This window comes from Enterococcus sp. DIV1682a (genome assembly GCF_051711005.1).
Taxonomy (GTDB): Bacteria; Bacillota; Bacilli; order Lactobacillales; family Enterococcaceae; genus Enterococcus_B; species Enterococcus_B hirae.
Genome location: NZ_JBIOLT010000001.1, coordinates 1,724,828 through 1,741,290, shown reverse-complemented (window position 1 = coordinate 1,741,290; position 16,463 = coordinate 1,724,828). Strand labels below are relative to the sequence as shown.

The following is a 16,463-nucleotide window of genomic DNA, read 5'->3' as shown; positions in this document are numbered from 1 at the left end:
CGTATTTAATTATAGCTACTTCTTTTCTCATGTTATTTCCATTTCAATTATTCTAATAAACATGTGACTACGCATACTTTTCGCTACACACATATTTCTCTCTTGGCAGAAGCAGGCGTTCCGATCAAAGCGATCATGGAGCGAGTGGGTCATTCCAACATGAAAACAACTTTAGAAATTTATAACCAGGTAACCAATACAACCAAAGAAAAACGAATCCAAGAAGTCGATTCTTGGATTTTTTAGTGGATTTGTTTGGAAAATACGGTTAGTATGCGTATATGAGAGGTTGTGAAAGCGATGGTTTGCTTCAAGAATTAAGAGCGAAAAATCGAAAATAGCTTTCCATATTTTTGAATTTTTTGAACTTAATTCCGCAGAAGCAATCGCTTGAACACCGTTTAAAGAAGGTCGAAAACAGGTACGACTTTTCGACGTAAGGAGAATTTAGTTTAATGAATGAAACAACCAATCCCGCAGAACAAAAGGTTTCTGCGTATATCCATATCCCGTTTTGTGAGCATATCTGTTATTACTGTGACTTTAATAAAGTATTTTTAGAAGGTCAACCCGTAGATGAATATGTCGAGATGCTTCTAAAAGAAATGGAAATCACACTTGAACAACATCCTGTAAAAGAATTAGAAACACTGTATGTTGGTGGTGGGACACCTACGTCTTTGACTGCAGTGCAATTGGATCGTTTGTTAGCAGGCGCTATGGAAATATTGCCTTTTAAAGAAGGAAAAGAATTTACGGTTGAAGCGAATCCTGGAGATCTAACGAAAGAAAAGCTTCAGGTCATGAAAAATTATGGAGTGAATCGTTTATCAATGGGGGTGCAAACTTTTGATAATCGGTTGCTGAAAAAAATTGGGCGGAAACATACCGCAGAGGATGTTTACCAAACAATGCGTTTTTTAGAAGAAGAAAACTTTACGAATGTGAGTATTGATCTGATTTATGCGTTACCTGGACAAACGTTAGAGGGCTATCGAGAGACATTGAATCAAGCACTTGCACTTGATTTGCCCCATTATTCATTGTATTCATTGATTTTAGAAAATAAAACGATGTTTATGAATTGGGTGCGGCAAGGGCGTTTAGAACTGCCTGATCAAGAAACCGAAACGCGAATGTTTGAAGAAACCATACAAGCGATGGAAAAAAAGGGACGTCACCAATACGAGATCAGTAATTTTGGGTTGAAGGGGCATGAATCAAAACACAATTTGATGTATTGGAACAATGATCATTATTTCGGCTTTGGCGCAGGTGCAAGTGGATATCTTGGGAATAAACGATACCGTAATAAGGGACCGATTCAACATTATTTACGTCCATTAAGAGCAGGAGAACTCCCTGTTTTGGAAACTGAAGTACTTTTAAGAGAAAATCAAATCGAGGAAGAAATGTTTCTTGGGTTAAGGAAAAAGATAGGAATTTCCAAACAACATTTTTACGAACGTTATCAGCAAACAATCGAATCGCTTTATTCAAAGGTTTTGACAGATTTAGAAAAAGAAGGATTATTGGTCAATGAATCCGATCGAATTTATTTAACGCCAAAAGGAACTTTTCTAGGAAATGAAGTATTTGAACGTTTCTTGCTTGAAAAATAGTTGTGAGAGGTTAATAAAACCTTTAAATTTCTTTATAGATCGATTAAATAATGGAAGGTATTAAGAAACCTATTTATCTTTAGTGTTGATCTATCAATGTATTTATCAGAGAATGCCGCTTTTAGCACTCGTTAAATGAGAGTGCTAAAAGTGGTGTTCTTTTTCTTGACACACTATGCGCTTCTTGCTATATTAGTAAGTGGGTTAGCACTTAGAAGATATGAGTGCTAATGAGAGGTGAAGAAGATGTTAACACAAAGACAAAGTGAGATTTTACGTCTGATCATCCAAAACTATACGAGTAGCGGTATACCCGTCGGCTCCAAAACCTTAATGGAAGATGGAGTCAAGGCGAGCTCAGCAACGATCCGTAATGACATGAAAGCCTTAGAAGACGCTGGGTTGTTACTTAAAACTCATTCTTCATCAGGAAGGATTCCTTCAGCATTAGGTTATCGGCATTATGTGGACCATTTGCTAAAACCTGCTCGTGTAACCAATGATGATCTGCAGCAGATTCGGCTGTCTTTAAGCAAAGAATTTCATGAAATTAACGAGATTATTCAACAATCTGCTGAGATTTTATCCGAGCTGACTAGTTACACAACCTTCTCGTTAGGCCCAGAAATTAAAGACCGCCGTTTGACTGGTTTTCGTATCGTTCCTTTAAATAGTCGTCAAGTGATTGCGATTGTAGTAACCGATAAAGGAAATGTTGAAAGCCAAGTTTTTACACTTCCTGAAAATCTAGGAAGCCAAGATTTAGAAAAAATTGTTCGCATTGTCAATGAACGATTGGTGGGAGATCCATTGATGACTGTCTATCATAAATTGCGGACAGAGATTCCAATGATTTTGCATAGATATTTTCAGACAACTGAAGGGATATCAAATCTTTTTGATACGATACTCGGACATGCGTTTGAAGACAAAATTTATGTAAGTGGACAAATGAATCTACTAGATTATGAACTCCACCAAGATCTGGAGCAGTTCAAATCGATGTTTTCGTTTATGACAGATACTTATGAATTAACCCAAATGATCGTCCCAACGGATAGTAACATCCACATCAAAATTGGATCTGAATTAGGAAATGAGCTTTTACAAAATATGAGCATGATCCAAGCAAGTTACGAGATTGCTGGACACGGTCGAGGTACAATAGCCTTGTTGGGACCAACCAGTATGCCTTATTCAAAAATGCTGGGTCTGGTAGATGTCTATCGTCAAGAATTAGCGAACAAGCTTGCTGATTATTATCGATCAATTGATTTGACTGGATCTTAGCATGAAAACGAATCACTGACTGATTAACGAAAAGGAGTGTGTCTTGTGAAAGAAAAAAAAGAAGAGTTAGAAAAAGACGTAGCGGATATTCAAGAAGATACGGAAATCGATACGGAAGCGACGGAAGACTCAGGTGTCTCTGACGTAGAAGCTGAAGAATTTGAGCGTTTAAATTTAAAGGCTGAAATGGAAGAGTTGGAAGATAAATATTTACGTGCTCGAGCTGAGATTGCAAATATTGCAAATCGAAGTAAAAATGAGCGTGAACAATTACAAAAATATCGTTCACAAGATCTTGCTAAAAAATTATTACCTTCAATTGATAACTTAGAGCGTGCTTTGGCTACAGATGTGGCTGATGATCAGGGTGCAAGTTTGAAAAAAGGTGTCGAAATGGTACTAGAAAGCTTGAAACAAGCACTTAAAGAAGAAGGAATCGAAAAAATCCCAGCAAAAGGAGAGGCTTTTGATCCGAACCTCCATCAAGCTGTACAAACCGTGCCAGCGACTGAGGAACTTCCAGCTGACACAGTCGTCGAAGTACTACAAGAAGGTTACAAATTACATGACCGCGTATTAAGACCAACAATGGTTATTGTTGCGCAATAATGTCATGATATAAAATTAACTAAGATAAGGAGACGTTAATTATGAGTAAAATTATCGGTATTGACTTAGGTACAACCAATTCAGCAGTAGCTGTTTTAGAAGGAAACGAAGCAAAAATTATTGCAAATCCAGAAGGTAACCGTACAACTCCTTCTGTTGTCTCATTTAAAAATGGGGAAATTCAAGTGGGTGAAGTTGCTAAACGTCAAGCAGTAACGAATCCAAATACGATTTCATCGATCAAACGCCATATCGGTGAACCAGGCTATAAAGTAGAAGTAGAAGGAAAATCATATACACCACAAGAAATCTCTGCAATGATCCTTCAATATATCAAAGGATTCGCTGAAGACTATCTAGGTGAAAAAGTTGAAAAAGCAGTTATTACTGTGCCTGCTTACTTCAATGATGCACAACGTCAAGCAACAAAAGATGCTGGTAAAATTGCTGGCTTAGAAGTTGAACGTATTGTAAATGAACCAACTGCTGCAGCGCTTGCTTATGGCTTGGATAAAACAGATCGTGATGAAAAAATCCTAGTATTTGACCTTGGTGGTGGTACGTTCGACGTATCTATCCTTGAATTAGGTGATGGCGTATTTGATGTACTATCAACAGCTGGAGATAACCATCTAGGTGGGGATGACTTCGATAACAAAATCATTGATCACATGGTAGCTGAGTTCAAAAAAGAAAATGGCATTGATTTATCACAAGATAAAATGGCATTGCAACGTTTGAAAGATGCTGCAGAAAAAGCGAAAAAAGATTTATCTGGAGTATCAAGCACACAAATCAGCTTACCGTTCATCACAGCTGGCGAAGCAGGTCCTCTTCACTTAGAAATGACATTGACTCGTGCGAAATTTGATGAATTAACCGCTGATTTAGTAGAGCGTACAAAAATTCCAGTACGACAAGCCTTGAAAGATGCTGGTTTATCACAATCTGAAATTGATGAAGTTATCTTAGTTGGTGGTTCAACACGTATTCCTGCAGTTGTTGAAGCAGTAAGAAAAGAAACTGGAAAAGAACCAAACAAATCTGTAAACCCAGATGAAGTAGTAGCGATGGGTGCTGCTATCCAAGGTGGGGTTATCACAGGTGATGTCAAAGACGTTGTGTTACTTGATGTTACTCCGTTATCATTAGGTATTGAAACAATGGGTGGCGTCTTTACTAAATTAATTGATCGAAACACAACGATCCCTACAAGTAAATCACAAGTGTTCTCAACGGCTGCAGATAATCAACCTGCTGTAGATATCCATGTCTTGCAAGGTGAACGTCCAATGGCTGCTGACAATAAAACATTAGGAAGATTCCAATTAACAGATATTCCTGCAGCACCACGTGGTGTGCCACAAATCGAAGTTACTTTTGACATTGATAAAAATGGTATCGTGAATGTTTCTGCTAAAGACCTAGGTACACAAAAAGAACAAAAAATCACGATTAAATCTTCTTCAGGTCTAACTGATGATGAAATCGAACGCATGGTAAAAGATGCAGAAGCGAATGCAGAAGCAGATAAAGCACGTAAAGAAGAAGTGGATTTACGTAACGATATTGATGCTTTACTATTCTCAGTTGACAAAACACTAAAAGAATTAGAAGGTAAAGTTGACGCAGAAGAAGTGAAAAAAGCGGAAGAAGCTCGCGATGAATTGAAAGCTGCTGTTGAAGCAAACAATATCGAAGAAATGAAAACAAAACGTGATGCATTGAATGAAATCGTGCAAAATTTGACAGTTAAATTGTATGAACAAGCTGCGCAACAACAAGCACAAGAAAATCCAGAAGCAGCGCAAACAGGTGCAGATGATGTAGTAGACGCTGACTTTGAAGAAGTCGACGGAGACGACAAAAAATAATCTCATTAAATAATCGTTAGCTGTTTAGTAGAAATGACAAGTTTCAGTAGAGAAGGTTTTCCCCTTCTCTAGCTGGGACTGTTATCATACAATACAACCTTTTGAATACGTTGTTAAACAATATTAAGCAGGATCTAAAAGACGAGTGAATCGAAGTTTATATAACAATTTACTTTACCATTCGTTTTTAGTGTTAATGCTTGAAAGAAGGTTTAGCAAAAGAGATCAGCTCTAAGAAATAATCCGAAGAATGCGAAAATAGATTCTCATATTTTCGAGATTCTTCGGATTATTTTCCGATAGTGCTACATTTAGAGTGGTCTAAAAGGTTAGTAGGCGTTCACTTTCAAGAATGATGCGCAAAATAGAGACCTTATTGTTTGGAGATTTGATGTGCATGATTATGCCTGTTGAATAACAGAAGTCATAAGAACAATGGGAGAATTTCTTGGACAATAGCTGTTGCTTTGAGGTAGTTCGATCTGGTCATAAGATAAGATTTGAGGAACATTCTTTCTTCAATTTGGAAAACTTGACTTAGGTATGAGCCTTAAACTAGCTTCCTTTTTTAAATACTTGAAAGTAGCAGTTTTTGTTTTCGTAAAAGTATGATATGATAACAAGCGACGTGGAAATGATGAGAACCAATAGGAGGAAAGCCTATGGCAACAAAACGTGATTATTATGAAGTCTTAGGGCTCTCAAAAGGAGCTTCTGAAGATGAAATTAAAAAAGCTTATCGAAAGCTATCAAAAAAATATCATCCAGATATCAATAAAGAAGCTGATGCAGAAGAAAAATTCAAAGAAGTATCAGAAGCTTATGAAATTTTAAGTGACCCGCAAAAACGGGCAGCTTATGATCAATATGGACACGCAGGTACCGATCCAAACTATGGCGCTGGTGGAGCCGGTGGAGGCTTTGGTGGTTTTGGCGGCTTTTCAGGTGGCGGTTTTGGTGGCTTCGAAGATATCTTTGATTCATTCTTTGGCGGTGGTGGTCGTACGGTAGACCCTAATGCGCCAAGACAGGGTGCGGATTTACAGTATACGATCGATCTTTCTTTTGAAGAAGCGATTTTTGGCGTAGAAAAAGAAATCAAGTATAACCGAGAAGAAATTTGTCATACTTGCCATGGAAATGGTGCGAAACCTGGAACACAACCAACAACTTGTCATAAGTGTCATGGATCAGGGACAATCAATGTGGAACGTCAAACGCCACTTGGCCGTGTGATGAGTCGTCAAACTTGTGACGTTTGTCATGGTACTGGTAAAGAAATCAAAGATCCTTGTCCAACTTGTCATGGTTCTGGTCACGAAAAGAAAGCACATTCTGTTAAGGTGAATGTACCAGCAGGTGTAGAAGAAGGACAACAAATGCGTCTGGCAGGTCAAGGTGAAGCTGGAGAAAACGGCGGACCATTTGGTGATCTATATGTTGTATTCCGTGTGGAAGAAAGTGATATTTTCGATCGTGATGGTTCAGAGATCTATTACGAATTGCCATTGAGTTTTGTACAAGCTGCTTTAGGTGATGAAGTAAAAGTGCCAACCGTTCATGGAGATGTCAAACTTAAAATTCCGGCAGGTACGCAAACAGGAACGAATTTCCGTTTACGTGGCAAAGGAGCGCCTAAACTTCGTGGAGGAGCTACTGGGGATCAACATGTGAAAGTGAAGTTGATCACGCCGAAGAACTTAAATGAACAGCAACGTGAAGCATTGCGTGCTTTTGCTGAAGCTGGTGGCATCAAAGTAGAAGAACAACAAGAAGATGGCTTCTTTGATAAAGTGAAAGATGCCTTTGGCGGTAAGAAAAGAAAATAAAAGAAAAGCAAATCAATAAATTCAGTTAGTGTCTCTGGCAGTTAGACCAACATCTAATTGCTGGAGAATCGCCAGCCTCTTATTGATTTGCTTTTTTTATTTAGACAGGAGAAAGTGGCAAACAAATAATTAAAGCAGGGACGAAAGAAGAGGACAAAAAGGAATCAAGTGTTTTTTTGTCAATTTTATAAATGCCTTTAAAATAAAGACCGTTGCAAGGGATAGGCATCCTTTTGCAACGGTCTTTAACAATTTCATCATCTTAAGGTTAAATATCTAGTACTTTATCTAGGAAATCTTTTGTTCGTTCATTTTGTGGATTTTCAAAGATTTGTTGTGGTGTGCCATCTTCTAGGAAATTCCCTCCATCAATAAACATGACACGATTGGCAACTTCTTTAGCAAAGCCCATTTCGTGTGTAACGATAACCATCGTCATCCCTTGCTTAGCTAATTTTTTCATGACGTTCAAGACATCTCCGACCATTTCCGGGTCTAGTGCAGAAGTTGGTTCGTCGAAGAGCATGATATCAGGATTCATCGCTAGAGCACGAGCGATAGCGACCCGTTGTTTTTGTCCACCAGAAAGCATTTCTGGATACATGTCTTTTTTATCTTCAAGGCCGACGGTTTGTAGCAATTTGATTGCTTTCTTTTCAGCGGCTTCTTTTGATTCTTTTTTCAAATCCATAGGTGCTAATGTAATGTTTTCTAGCACTGAAAGATGTGGGAATAGATTAAAATGTTGGAATACCATTCCAATGTGTTGTCTTACCAAATTGATATCGGTGTTTTTGTCCATTAAGTGGGCCCCGTCAATGATGATTTCGCCGTCTGAAGGCTCTTCTAGACGGTTTAAGCAACGTAGGAAGGTACTTTTCCCTGAACCGGAAGGACCGATGATACAAACAACGTCACCTTCGTTGATTGAAACATTGATATCATTTAAAACGGTATTTTCACCGTATTTTTTTACAAGATGTTCAACTAGAATTTTTTCAGCCATCTTATTTCACCTTCTTTTCTAAAACTTTTGCTAATTTTGTCAGAATAGTAATGAGGATCAAATACATGATAGCAATAATTAGATAGACGTACGTACTTTGTGTCGTACGTGCAACGATAATTTTACCAGTTTGCAGTAACTCTACCACACCGATCGCTGAGATGATTGTTGTATCTTTCAATGAAATAACGAATTGGTTCACGAAAGATGGCAACATGATCTTGATTGCTTGTGGTAAGATGATTTTTTGCATGGTTCGATTATATGAAAGTCCTAAACTGCGAGAAGCTTCCATTTGACCAACTGGCACAGCTTTGATCCCACCACGAACGATTTCTGCGATATAAGCGCTGGCGTTCAAAGTTAGTGTGATAATCCCGGCAATGAAGTCGGGAATAGTAAATCCGACGATACCTGGTAATCCAAAGAAGATGAAGAATGCAAGAACCATCATTGGAATACCGCGGATGACATCGACATAAATACTTGCAATTGTTCGTAGGGCTCTGATTGGCGCTACACTGAATAAACCAAAGATAACACCAACAACTAATGCCAAGGCGAATGAAATTAAAGTTAATAAGATCGTTTGCCATAAACCTTTTAGTAAAACTTTGTAGTTGTTTTGTAATAGACCAGTTAGTGTAGATTCATCTTTGCTGGCTTTAGTAGGCGTATTATCTGTTGAGATATATTTGTTGATGATTTTATCGTATTCGCCTGTTCGTTTTAATTCTTTTAGACCTTCGTTGAACATTTGTAATAGTTCAGGATTTTGGCCTTTTTTCACAGCAAAAGCGTATTTACCACCAGATTCTTTAGCAATCGGTGTTTCTAATTGTTGATTGTTTTTAATTGCATAGCCGATAACAGGGTAGTCGTCCATCATGGCGTCAATTGCGCCAACTCTCAATCCGTCATATAACTGATCTGCAGAATCGAAGTACTTGATGGTATAGCCGTACTGGTCTTCGTGGGCATTTAAGAAATCAGCACTTTCAGTTCCAACTTTGGCACCTACTGTTTTTCCTTTTAGGTCTTCATAGGACTTGATTGAATTGTCTCCTTTTTTGACAGCGATTTGAATCCCGCTTTCAAAATAAGGATCTGAGAAATCATAGCTTTTTTTTCGTTCATCGGTCACAGTCATTCCTGCGATCATTCCATCTGCTTGACCAGATTCTAACGCTTGTAGCGCAGCAGAGAAACCACGATAATCCATACGTAGGTTAAATCCTTGCAGTTTGGAGATTGCCTCCATTAATCCAACATCAATTCCCTCGTATTTGCCTTCAGCGTTTTGAAACTCGAAAGGTGCAAAAGCTGAATCGCTGGCAATGACATACGTCTCTTTCTTAGGTTCTATTTTTTGCATCGTCTCGCTCGTACTTGAGTCAGCAGTAGTTTTATCGTCAGCTTGTACAGGATTGCTAAGCGCAAATGTGACAAGTCCTGTCATTATGAAAATAATCGTATGAAGCAAATGCTTTTTTTTCATAATTAACCTCCTAAAATTTCAATAACTTTTCATATTTTCCTATTATATGCGAAAACTAATAATAGATACAAGCTGAGTTGCTGAAAAAAATAAAAAAAATGTCATTTTGTGACAATTTATGTTATAAAATGTAACATAATGAATGTAGAGAGGAATCTGACGTAAGATAAATAATTACTTAAGGGACATTATTGATATATAATTTTGCTGCCTAATTTACTACTTAATACATGTATGAATTTATATAATATAGTAGAAAAGAAAAAACTTAAAAGTAGCGAAAGTATGTTCGGTGTGGTATAATAAATCAACAAGGAATGCCTTTGCTTTCCTTTTCTTTTTTGTGGTCGTAAAATGAAGAGGAAAGAATGAAAAGGAGGATGAAATATGATAGAAAGAGATACCTCCCGACACTTTGAGTTGGTGTCAAAATATCAACCAGCAGGAGATCAACCCGAAGCCATTACACAGTTAGTTGATGGGGTAGTTGGTGGAAAAAAAGCTCAGATACTTTTAGGAGCAACTGGTACAGGGAAGACGTACACCGTTTCGAATTTGATTGAAAAAGTGAATAAGCCAACATTGATTATTGCCCACAATAAAACATTAGCTGGACAATTATATGGGGAGTTCAAAGAATTTTTCCCCAATAATGCAGTTGAATATTTTGTATCTTATTACGATTATTATCAACCTGAAGCTTATGTCCCTTCAAGTGATACTTACATTGAAAAGGATTCTAGTGTCAATGATGAAATTGATAAATTACGACATTCGGCAACCAGTTCGTTATTAGAACGAAATGACGTGATCGTGATTGCTTCTGTTTCTTGCATCTTTGGTTTGGGTTCACCTTTTGAGTATCAAAAACAAGTCGTTTCAATTAGACAAGGAGCTGAGCTTGATCGTAATCAATTGATTCGTGATTTAGTTAGTATCCAATTTGAGCGCAACGATATTGATTTTCAACGTGGTCGTTTTCGAGTACGTGGGGACGTTGTGGAGATTTTCCCAGCCAGTCGGGATGAACGTGCGTTGCGTGTTGAATTTTTTGGTGATGAGGTCGAAAGGATTCGTGAAGTCAATGCGTTGACTGGTGAGGTCTTGGGAGAAACTGAGCATGTGGCGATATTTCCAGCGACTCACTTTGTTACAAATGGTGAACACATGGAACATGCGGTTGCAAATATCAAAGCGGAACTGGAACAACGTTTGACAGTTTTGCGGAATGAGAATAAATTGTTAGAGGCCCAACGGCTAGAACAACGAACGAACTATGATATTGAAATGATGTTAGAGATGGGTTATACATCTGGGATCGAAAATTATTCGCGACACATGGATGGTCGAAAAGAAGGTGAGCCACCATACACATTACTTGATTTCTTTCCCGAAGATTCATTAATGATTATTGATGAATCGCATGTGACAATGCCGCAAATTCGGGGAATGTACAATGGTGACCGCGCAAGAAAACAGATGTTAGTCGATTATGGTTTTCGTTTACCATCGGCATTAGACAATCGTCCGTTACGATTAGAAGAGTTTGAAAAGCACGTGAATCAAATCGTTTATGTATCTGCTACGCCTGGTCCATATGAGTATGAACAAACGGATACAGTGATTCAACAGATCATCCGACCAACTGGGCTACTAGATCCAATCATCGAAGTGCGGCCGATCATGGGGCAAATTGATGATCTGGTAGGAGAAATCAATGAACGAGTTGAAAAAGATCAGCGCGTGTTTGTAACTACATTGACAAAGAAAATGTCTGAAGATTTGACTGATTATTTTAAAGAATTAGGAATCAAAGTCAAATATCTGCATAGTGATATCAAAACATTAGAACGTACCGAAATCATTCGTGATCTTCGTTTAGGTGAATTCGATGTACTTGTAGGAATCAACTTGTTACGTGAAGGACTTGATGTACCGGAAGTTTCGCTAGTAGCGATTTTGGATGCAGATAAAGAAGGCTTTTTACGGAGCGAACGTTCTTTAGTACAGACGATTGGACGTGCAGCACGGAATGCAGAAGGAAAAGTGATTATGTATGCGGACAAAGTGACTGATTCGATGCGCAAGGCTATCGATGAAACTGCTAGACGACGTAGTATCCAAGAACAATATAATCAAGAGCATGGTATCGTGCCGAAAACAATCATCAAAGAGATCCGTGATTTGATTTCCATCACGAAAGAATCCGAAGATGATGCAAAAGAAACGGTTCAAGTATCCTATGAAGAAATGACAAGAGAAGAAAAAGCTACATTATTAATGAAATTAGAAAAAGAAATGAAAGATGCTGCTAAAGCATTAGATTTCGAGACAGCCGCAAATGTACGGGATATGATTCTTGAACTAAAGGCGTCAGAGTAGGAGGATTATATGGCAAATGATAAAATAATTATCCATGGTGCAAGAGCCCACAATTTAAAAAACATCAATGTGACAATTCCGCGAGATAAATTTGTGGTGGTCACTGGATTATCTGGTTCTGGGAAAAGTTCGTTAGCATTCGATACATTATATGCAGAAGGACAAAGAAGATATGTCGAAAGTCTTTCTGCTTATGCACGGCAATTTTTAGGGCAAATGGATAAACCGGATGTTGATAGTATTGATGGGCTAAGTCCAGCAATTTCAATTGATCAAAAAACAACTAGTAAAAACCCTCGTTCAACAGTAGGAACTGTCACAGAAATCAATGATTATCTCCGATTGCTGTTTGCACGTGTGGGGCATCCTATCTGTCCGAATGATCACATTGAGATCACCAGCCAATCTATTGATCAAATGGCTGATAAAGTTTTAGAATTACCTGAACGAACTAAAATTCAAGTTCTTGCGCCGATCATTGTCAAGAAAAAAGGCCAACATAAAAAAGTTTTTGAACGTATTCAAAAAGAAGGATACGTACGTGTTCGAGTGGATGGAGAAATCTATGACTTAAGTGAAGTACCGGAATTAGAAAAAAATAAAAAGCATGATATCGCAATTGTCATAGACCGTGTCATCATAAAAGAAGGAATCCGTTCACGTTTGTTTGATTCAATCGAAGCTGCCTTGCGTTTAGCAGAAGGCTATGTTTTGATTGATGTCATCGGAGAAGAGGAAATGCTGTTTAGCGAGCATTACGCTTGTCCTTATTGTGGCTTTACTGTTGGTGAATTGGAACCAAGACTGTTTTCTTTCAATGCGCCATTTGGTGCTTGTCCTGATTGTGATGGTCTTGGTGTCAAATTAGAAGTGGACCAAGATTTAGTGATACCTGATCGTACGAAGACGTTGAGTCAAGGAGCTATCGTCCCTTGGAATCCAATCAGTTCACAATACTATCCACAGATGCTGGCTCAAGCCTGTGAAAGTTATGGGATTGATATGGAGACGCCTTTTGAAGAGTTGCCACTTGAACATCAAGAAATCGTGCTCAATGGGACAGACGAGCTGTTCCATTTCCACTATGAGAATGATTTCGGTGGTGTTCGTGATGTTGAAACAACTTTTGAAGGGGTATTGAAAAACATTAAGCGTCGGTACCATGATACAAACAGTGATTTCACAAGAGAGCAAATGAGACAATATATGACTGAATTGACTTGTCAAACTTGTCATGGGTATCGTTTGAATCCTCAAGCTTTATCCGTTCAAATCAATGGGACGAATATTGGACAAACGAACGAGTTGTCTATCCAAAAAGCGGTTAACTTCTTTTCAAATTTGACCCTTTCAGACCAAGAAAAAGTAATAGCTAAACCGATTTTAAAAGAAGTGAATGATCGACTTTCATTTTTAGAAAATGTTGGTCTCGATTATTTAACGCTGAGTCGTGCATCAGGAACTCTTTCAGGAGGAGAAGCACAGCGGATCCGTTTGGCCACTCAAATTGGCTCGAATCTCTCAGGGGTTCTTTATATTTTAGATGAGCCTTCTATCGGACTCCACCAACGAGATAACGATCGGTTGATCGGTTCATTGAAGAAAATGCGTGATCTAGGGAATACATTAGTCGTGGTCGAGCATGATGAAGATACGATGCGTGCGGCAGATTATTTGATTGATGTAGGCCCTGGTGCCGGGCATCAAGGAGGAGAAATCGTTTCAGCTGGCACGCCTGCGGAAGTGGCTGCTGATGAAGACTCTTTGACTGGACAATATCTATCCGGTAAAAAGAGTATCCCAGTTCCAACTGAACGCCGAAAAGGGAATGGAAAAGCCATCAAAATCACTGGGGCAACGGAAAATAATTTGAAAAATATTTCAGTGGAATTTCCTTTAGGTGAATTTGTTGCGGTGACTGGTGTGTCCGGTTCAGGTAAGAGTACATTGGTCAATAGTATCCTAAAACGAGCTCTTGCACAAAAAATCAACCGTAATTCAGCAAAACCTGGTAAATTCAAATCAATTTCCGGTTATGAAAGTATTGAAAAAATCATTGATATCGATCAAAGTCCGATTGGGCGCACACCACGAAGCAATCCTGCGACATATACTAGTGTATTTGATGATATTAGAGATTTATTTGCACAAACAAATGAAGCTAAAATGCGTGGGTATAAAAAAGGCCGTTTTAGTTTCAACGTTAAAGGTGGACGTTGTGAAGCCTGCCGAGGCGATGGAATTATTAAGATTGAAATGCACTTTCTACCTGATGTTTACGTTCCTTGTGAAGTTTGTCATGGGAAGCGATATAATTCTGAAACGCTAGAAGTTCATTATAAAGGAAAAAGTATTGCAGATATTTTAGAAATGACGGTTGAAGATGCCGTTGAATTTTTCCAACCAATCCCTAAGATTCATCGAAAACTTCAAACCATTGTCGATGTTGGTCTAGGCTACGTTACGATGGGGCAACCAGCTACAACATTATCTGGTGGGGAAGCACAGCGGATGAAACTCGCTAGTGAATTACACAAAATAGCGAATGGTAAGAACTTTTATATTTTGGATGAACCAACGACTGGTTTGCATACAGATGATATTGCCCGGCTACTTGATGTCTTGCAACGTTTAGTAGATGCAGGGAATACGGTATTAGTGATCGAGCATAACCTTGATGTTATTAAAACCGCTGATCATATTATTGATCTTGGACCAGAAGGCGGGGAAGGTGGCGGTACGATTTTAGCCACTGGTACACCTGAAGAAATCATTGAGGTGAAAGAGAGTTATACTGGTCGATACTTAAAAAAAATCATGAATGGTGAAAACCAACTGGATAGTTAAAAAAAAATTAAAATCAAGTATCTATTCTTGTTTTATTGACTAGTATAGACTAAAATACGAAACATGGTAGTTCTTTCTACACTAATTGGTATAGATAAAAACTTCCTATAAGTTCAATCCGTTCAAAAAAGAATTGAGCAATCGGAGGAGATTCCTTTGATTGCTTTTTTCTTTATGGTATGATATTCCTTGTGTAGTTGAAAAAGAAAACTAGAGATTATGAGTAAGTGAGAGATAATGATGAACAGTAATGTAAACGAAGAATTTATTCCTATTTTATTGGGTAGCGACATGAATGTCTATGGAATGGCACGTTCATTTCATGAAGCGTATGGCAAAGTTTGCCAGGCGTATGCATCAAATCAGTTGGCACCAACTCGCTATAGCAAAATCGTCAAAGTTGACGTAATTCCTGGCTTTGATAAAGATCCGGTCTTTATTGAGTCCATGTTACGTTTAGCAAGAGAGAAATATTCAGATCAAACGAAGAAGTATCTCTTGATCGCATGTGGAGATGGCTATGCAGAACTGATTTCACAGCATAAAGAAGAACTCTCAAAGTATTTTATTTGTCCTTACATCGATTATTCGTTATTTAAACGTCTGATTAATAAGGTTAGTTTTTATGAAGTTTGCGAGGAATACCAGTTACCTTATCCCAAAACGTTGATTGTTAGAAAAGAAATGTTAGTTGATGGACATTTGAATCAAGAGTTACCATTTGACTTTCCAGTGGCATTAAAGCCGGCAAACAGCGTGGAATACTTATCTGTCCAATTTGAAGGTCGAAAAAAAGCGTTTATTATCGATAATCGTGAAGAATTTGACTTGATCTTAGGTCGTATTTACGAAGCAGGTTATACAAGTGAAATGATCGTCCAAGATTTCATTCCTGGGGATGATAGTAATATGCGTGTGTTAAATGCTTATGTCGATGAAAACCATCAAGTAAGAATGATGTGTTTAGGTCACCCATTACTAGAAGATCCAACACCAGCTTCGATTGGTAATTATGTGGTAATCATGCCAGATTATAATGAAAAGATCTATCAAACGATTAAACGATTTTTAGAAGATATTTCCTATACTGGTTTTGCGAATTTTGATATGAAATACGATCCAAGAGATGGTGAGTACAAACTTTTTGAAATCAACCTTCGTCAGGGAAGAAGCAGTTTCTTTGTCACTCTTAATGGCTTGAATTTAGCAAAATTTGTGACAGAAGACCGTGTATTTGAAGTTCCATTCACAGGGACTACCTATGGGACGAGCCAATCGGATCAAGCAAAATTATGGATGGGTGTACCTAACAAGGTCTTTTTAGCTTATGCAAAAGCAAATGAAGACAAAAAAGTTGCAGAAAAAATGATTAAAGAAAATCGTTATGGAACGACTGTTTTTTATGAGAAAGATCGTTCGCTCAAACGCTGGTTATTGATGAAGTATATGTTTAGAAATTACATTCCTCGATTTAAAAAATACTTTCATGTGAAAGAAGGTTGATTC

The 16,463-nt window shown here is 38.1% G+C and carries 10 protein-coding genes and 1 pseudogene; 9 read left to right on the top strand and 2 right to left on the bottom strand.

From position 1 onward, the window contains the following. Positions 1 to 57 precede the first annotated feature (57 nt). The 6 genes and pseudogenes from IGJ23_RS07830 to dnaJ form a co-directional block, all read left to right on the top strand. Positions 58 to 246: pseudogene (locus tag IGJ23_RS07830) on the top strand (tyrosine-type recombinase/integrase); the annotation flags it as partial. Positions 247 to 455: 209 nt separating this feature from the next. Beyond that, positions 456 to 1,622 carry a radical SAM family heme chaperone HemW gene (gene hemW, locus IGJ23_RS07825; protein WP_438774816.1) on the top strand — a complete coding sequence of 389 codons (1,167 nt, stop codon included), beginning with the start codon at positions 456 to 458 and terminating at the stop codon, positions 1,620 to 1,622. Positions 1,623 to 1,868: 246 nt separating this feature from the next. Continuing rightward, positions 1,869 to 2,912, top strand: a complete 1,044-nt coding sequence (gene hrcA / locus IGJ23_RS07820; RefSeq protein ID WP_010718939.1) for a heat-inducible transcriptional repressor HrcA — start codon at positions 1,869 to 1,871, stop codon at positions 2,910 to 2,912. A gap of 45 nt (positions 2,913 to 2,957) precedes the next feature. After that, on the top strand, positions 2,958 to 3,521 hold the full coding sequence (gene grpE / locus IGJ23_RS07815; protein ID WP_438774815.1) for a nucleotide exchange factor GrpE: 564 nt from the start codon (positions 2,958 to 2,960) through the stop codon (positions 3,519 to 3,521). A gap of 41 nt (positions 3,522 to 3,562) precedes the next feature. Continuing rightward, the gene (dnaK, locus tag IGJ23_RS07810; protein WP_010718941.1) at positions 3,563 to 5,395 is read left to right on the top strand and encodes a molecular chaperone DnaK; all 1,833 of its coding nucleotides are present in this window, start codon (positions 3,563 to 3,565) and stop codon (positions 5,393 to 5,395) included. Between the two features lie 662 nt (positions 5,396 to 6,057). Further along, positions 6,058 to 7,224: a molecular chaperone DnaJ gene (gene dnaJ, locus IGJ23_RS07805; RefSeq protein ID WP_010718942.1), complete on the top strand. Its 1,167-nt coding sequence runs from the start codon at positions 6,058 to 6,060 to the stop codon at positions 7,222 to 7,224. Positions 7,225 to 7,492: 268 nt separating this feature from the next. On the opposite strand, the gene IGJ23_RS07800 is transcribed toward dnaJ, so the two are convergent. Next, positions 7,493 to 8,230 carry an amino acid ABC transporter ATP-binding protein gene (locus tag IGJ23_RS07800; protein ID WP_010718943.1) on the bottom strand — a complete coding sequence of 246 codons (738 nt, stop codon included), beginning with the start codon at positions 8,228 to 8,230 and terminating at the stop codon, positions 7,493 to 7,495. 1 nt (position 8,231) lies between these two features. Next, on the bottom strand, positions 8,232 to 9,728 hold the full coding sequence (locus tag IGJ23_RS07795; RefSeq protein ID WP_010737741.1) for an amino acid ABC transporter substrate-binding protein/permease: 1,497 nt from the start codon (positions 9,726 to 9,728) through the stop codon (positions 8,232 to 8,234). 387 nt (positions 9,729 to 10,115) lie between these two features. On the opposite strand from IGJ23_RS07795, the gene uvrB reads away from it, so the two are divergent. The 3 genes from uvrB (at position 10,116) to IGJ23_RS07780 (ending at position 16,460) form a co-directional block, all read left to right on the top strand. After that, positions 10,116 to 12,110 carry an excinuclease ABC subunit UvrB gene (gene uvrB / locus IGJ23_RS07790; RefSeq protein WP_438774814.1) on the top strand — a complete coding sequence of 665 codons (1,995 nt, stop codon included), beginning with the start codon at positions 10,116 to 10,118 and terminating at the stop codon, positions 12,108 to 12,110. A 9-nt stretch (positions 12,111 to 12,119) separates the two neighbouring features. After that, the gene (gene uvrA, locus IGJ23_RS07785; protein ID WP_081127457.1) at positions 12,120 to 14,957 is read left to right on the top strand and encodes an excinuclease ABC subunit UvrA; all 2,838 of its coding nucleotides are present in this window, start codon (positions 12,120 to 12,122) and stop codon (positions 14,955 to 14,957) included. Between the two features lie 237 nt (positions 14,958 to 15,194). After that, entirely contained in the window at positions 15,195 to 16,460 is a 1,266-nt protein-coding gene (locus tag IGJ23_RS07780; protein ID WP_438774813.1) for a D-aspartate ligase, read from the top strand. The last annotated feature ends 3 nt before the right edge of the window (positions 16,461 to 16,463 follow it).

Coding starts and splice junctions, on each gene's coding strand:
- uvrA (WP_081127457.1), top strand. CDS start 12,120: ATGGCAAATGATAAAATAATTATCCATGGTGCAAGAGCCCACAATTTA.
- IGJ23_RS07800 (WP_010718943.1), bottom strand. CDS start 8,230: ATGGCTGAAAAAATTCTAGTTGAACATCTTGTAAAAAAATACGGTGAA.
- dnaK (WP_010718941.1), top strand. CDS start 3,563: ATGAGTAAAATTATCGGTATTGACTTAGGTACAACCAATTCAGCAGTA.
- uvrB (WP_438774814.1), top strand. CDS start 10,116: ATGATAGAAAGAGATACCTCCCGACACTTTGAGTTGGTGTCAAAATAT.
- IGJ23_RS07780 (WP_438774813.1), top strand. CDS start 15,195: ATGATGAACAGTAATGTAAACGAAGAATTTATTCCTATTTTATTGGGT.
- dnaJ (WP_010718942.1), top strand. CDS start 6,058: ATGGCAACAAAACGTGATTATTATGAAGTCTTAGGGCTCTCAAAAGGA.
- hemW (WP_438774816.1), top strand. CDS start 456: ATGAATGAAACAACCAATCCCGCAGAACAAAAGGTTTCTGCGTATATC.
- IGJ23_RS07795 (WP_010737741.1), bottom strand. CDS start 9,728: ATGAAAAAAAAGCATTTGCTTCATACGATTATTTTCATAATGACAGGA.
- hrcA (WP_010718939.1), top strand. CDS start 1,869: ATGTTAACACAAAGACAAAGTGAGATTTTACGTCTGATCATCCAAAAC.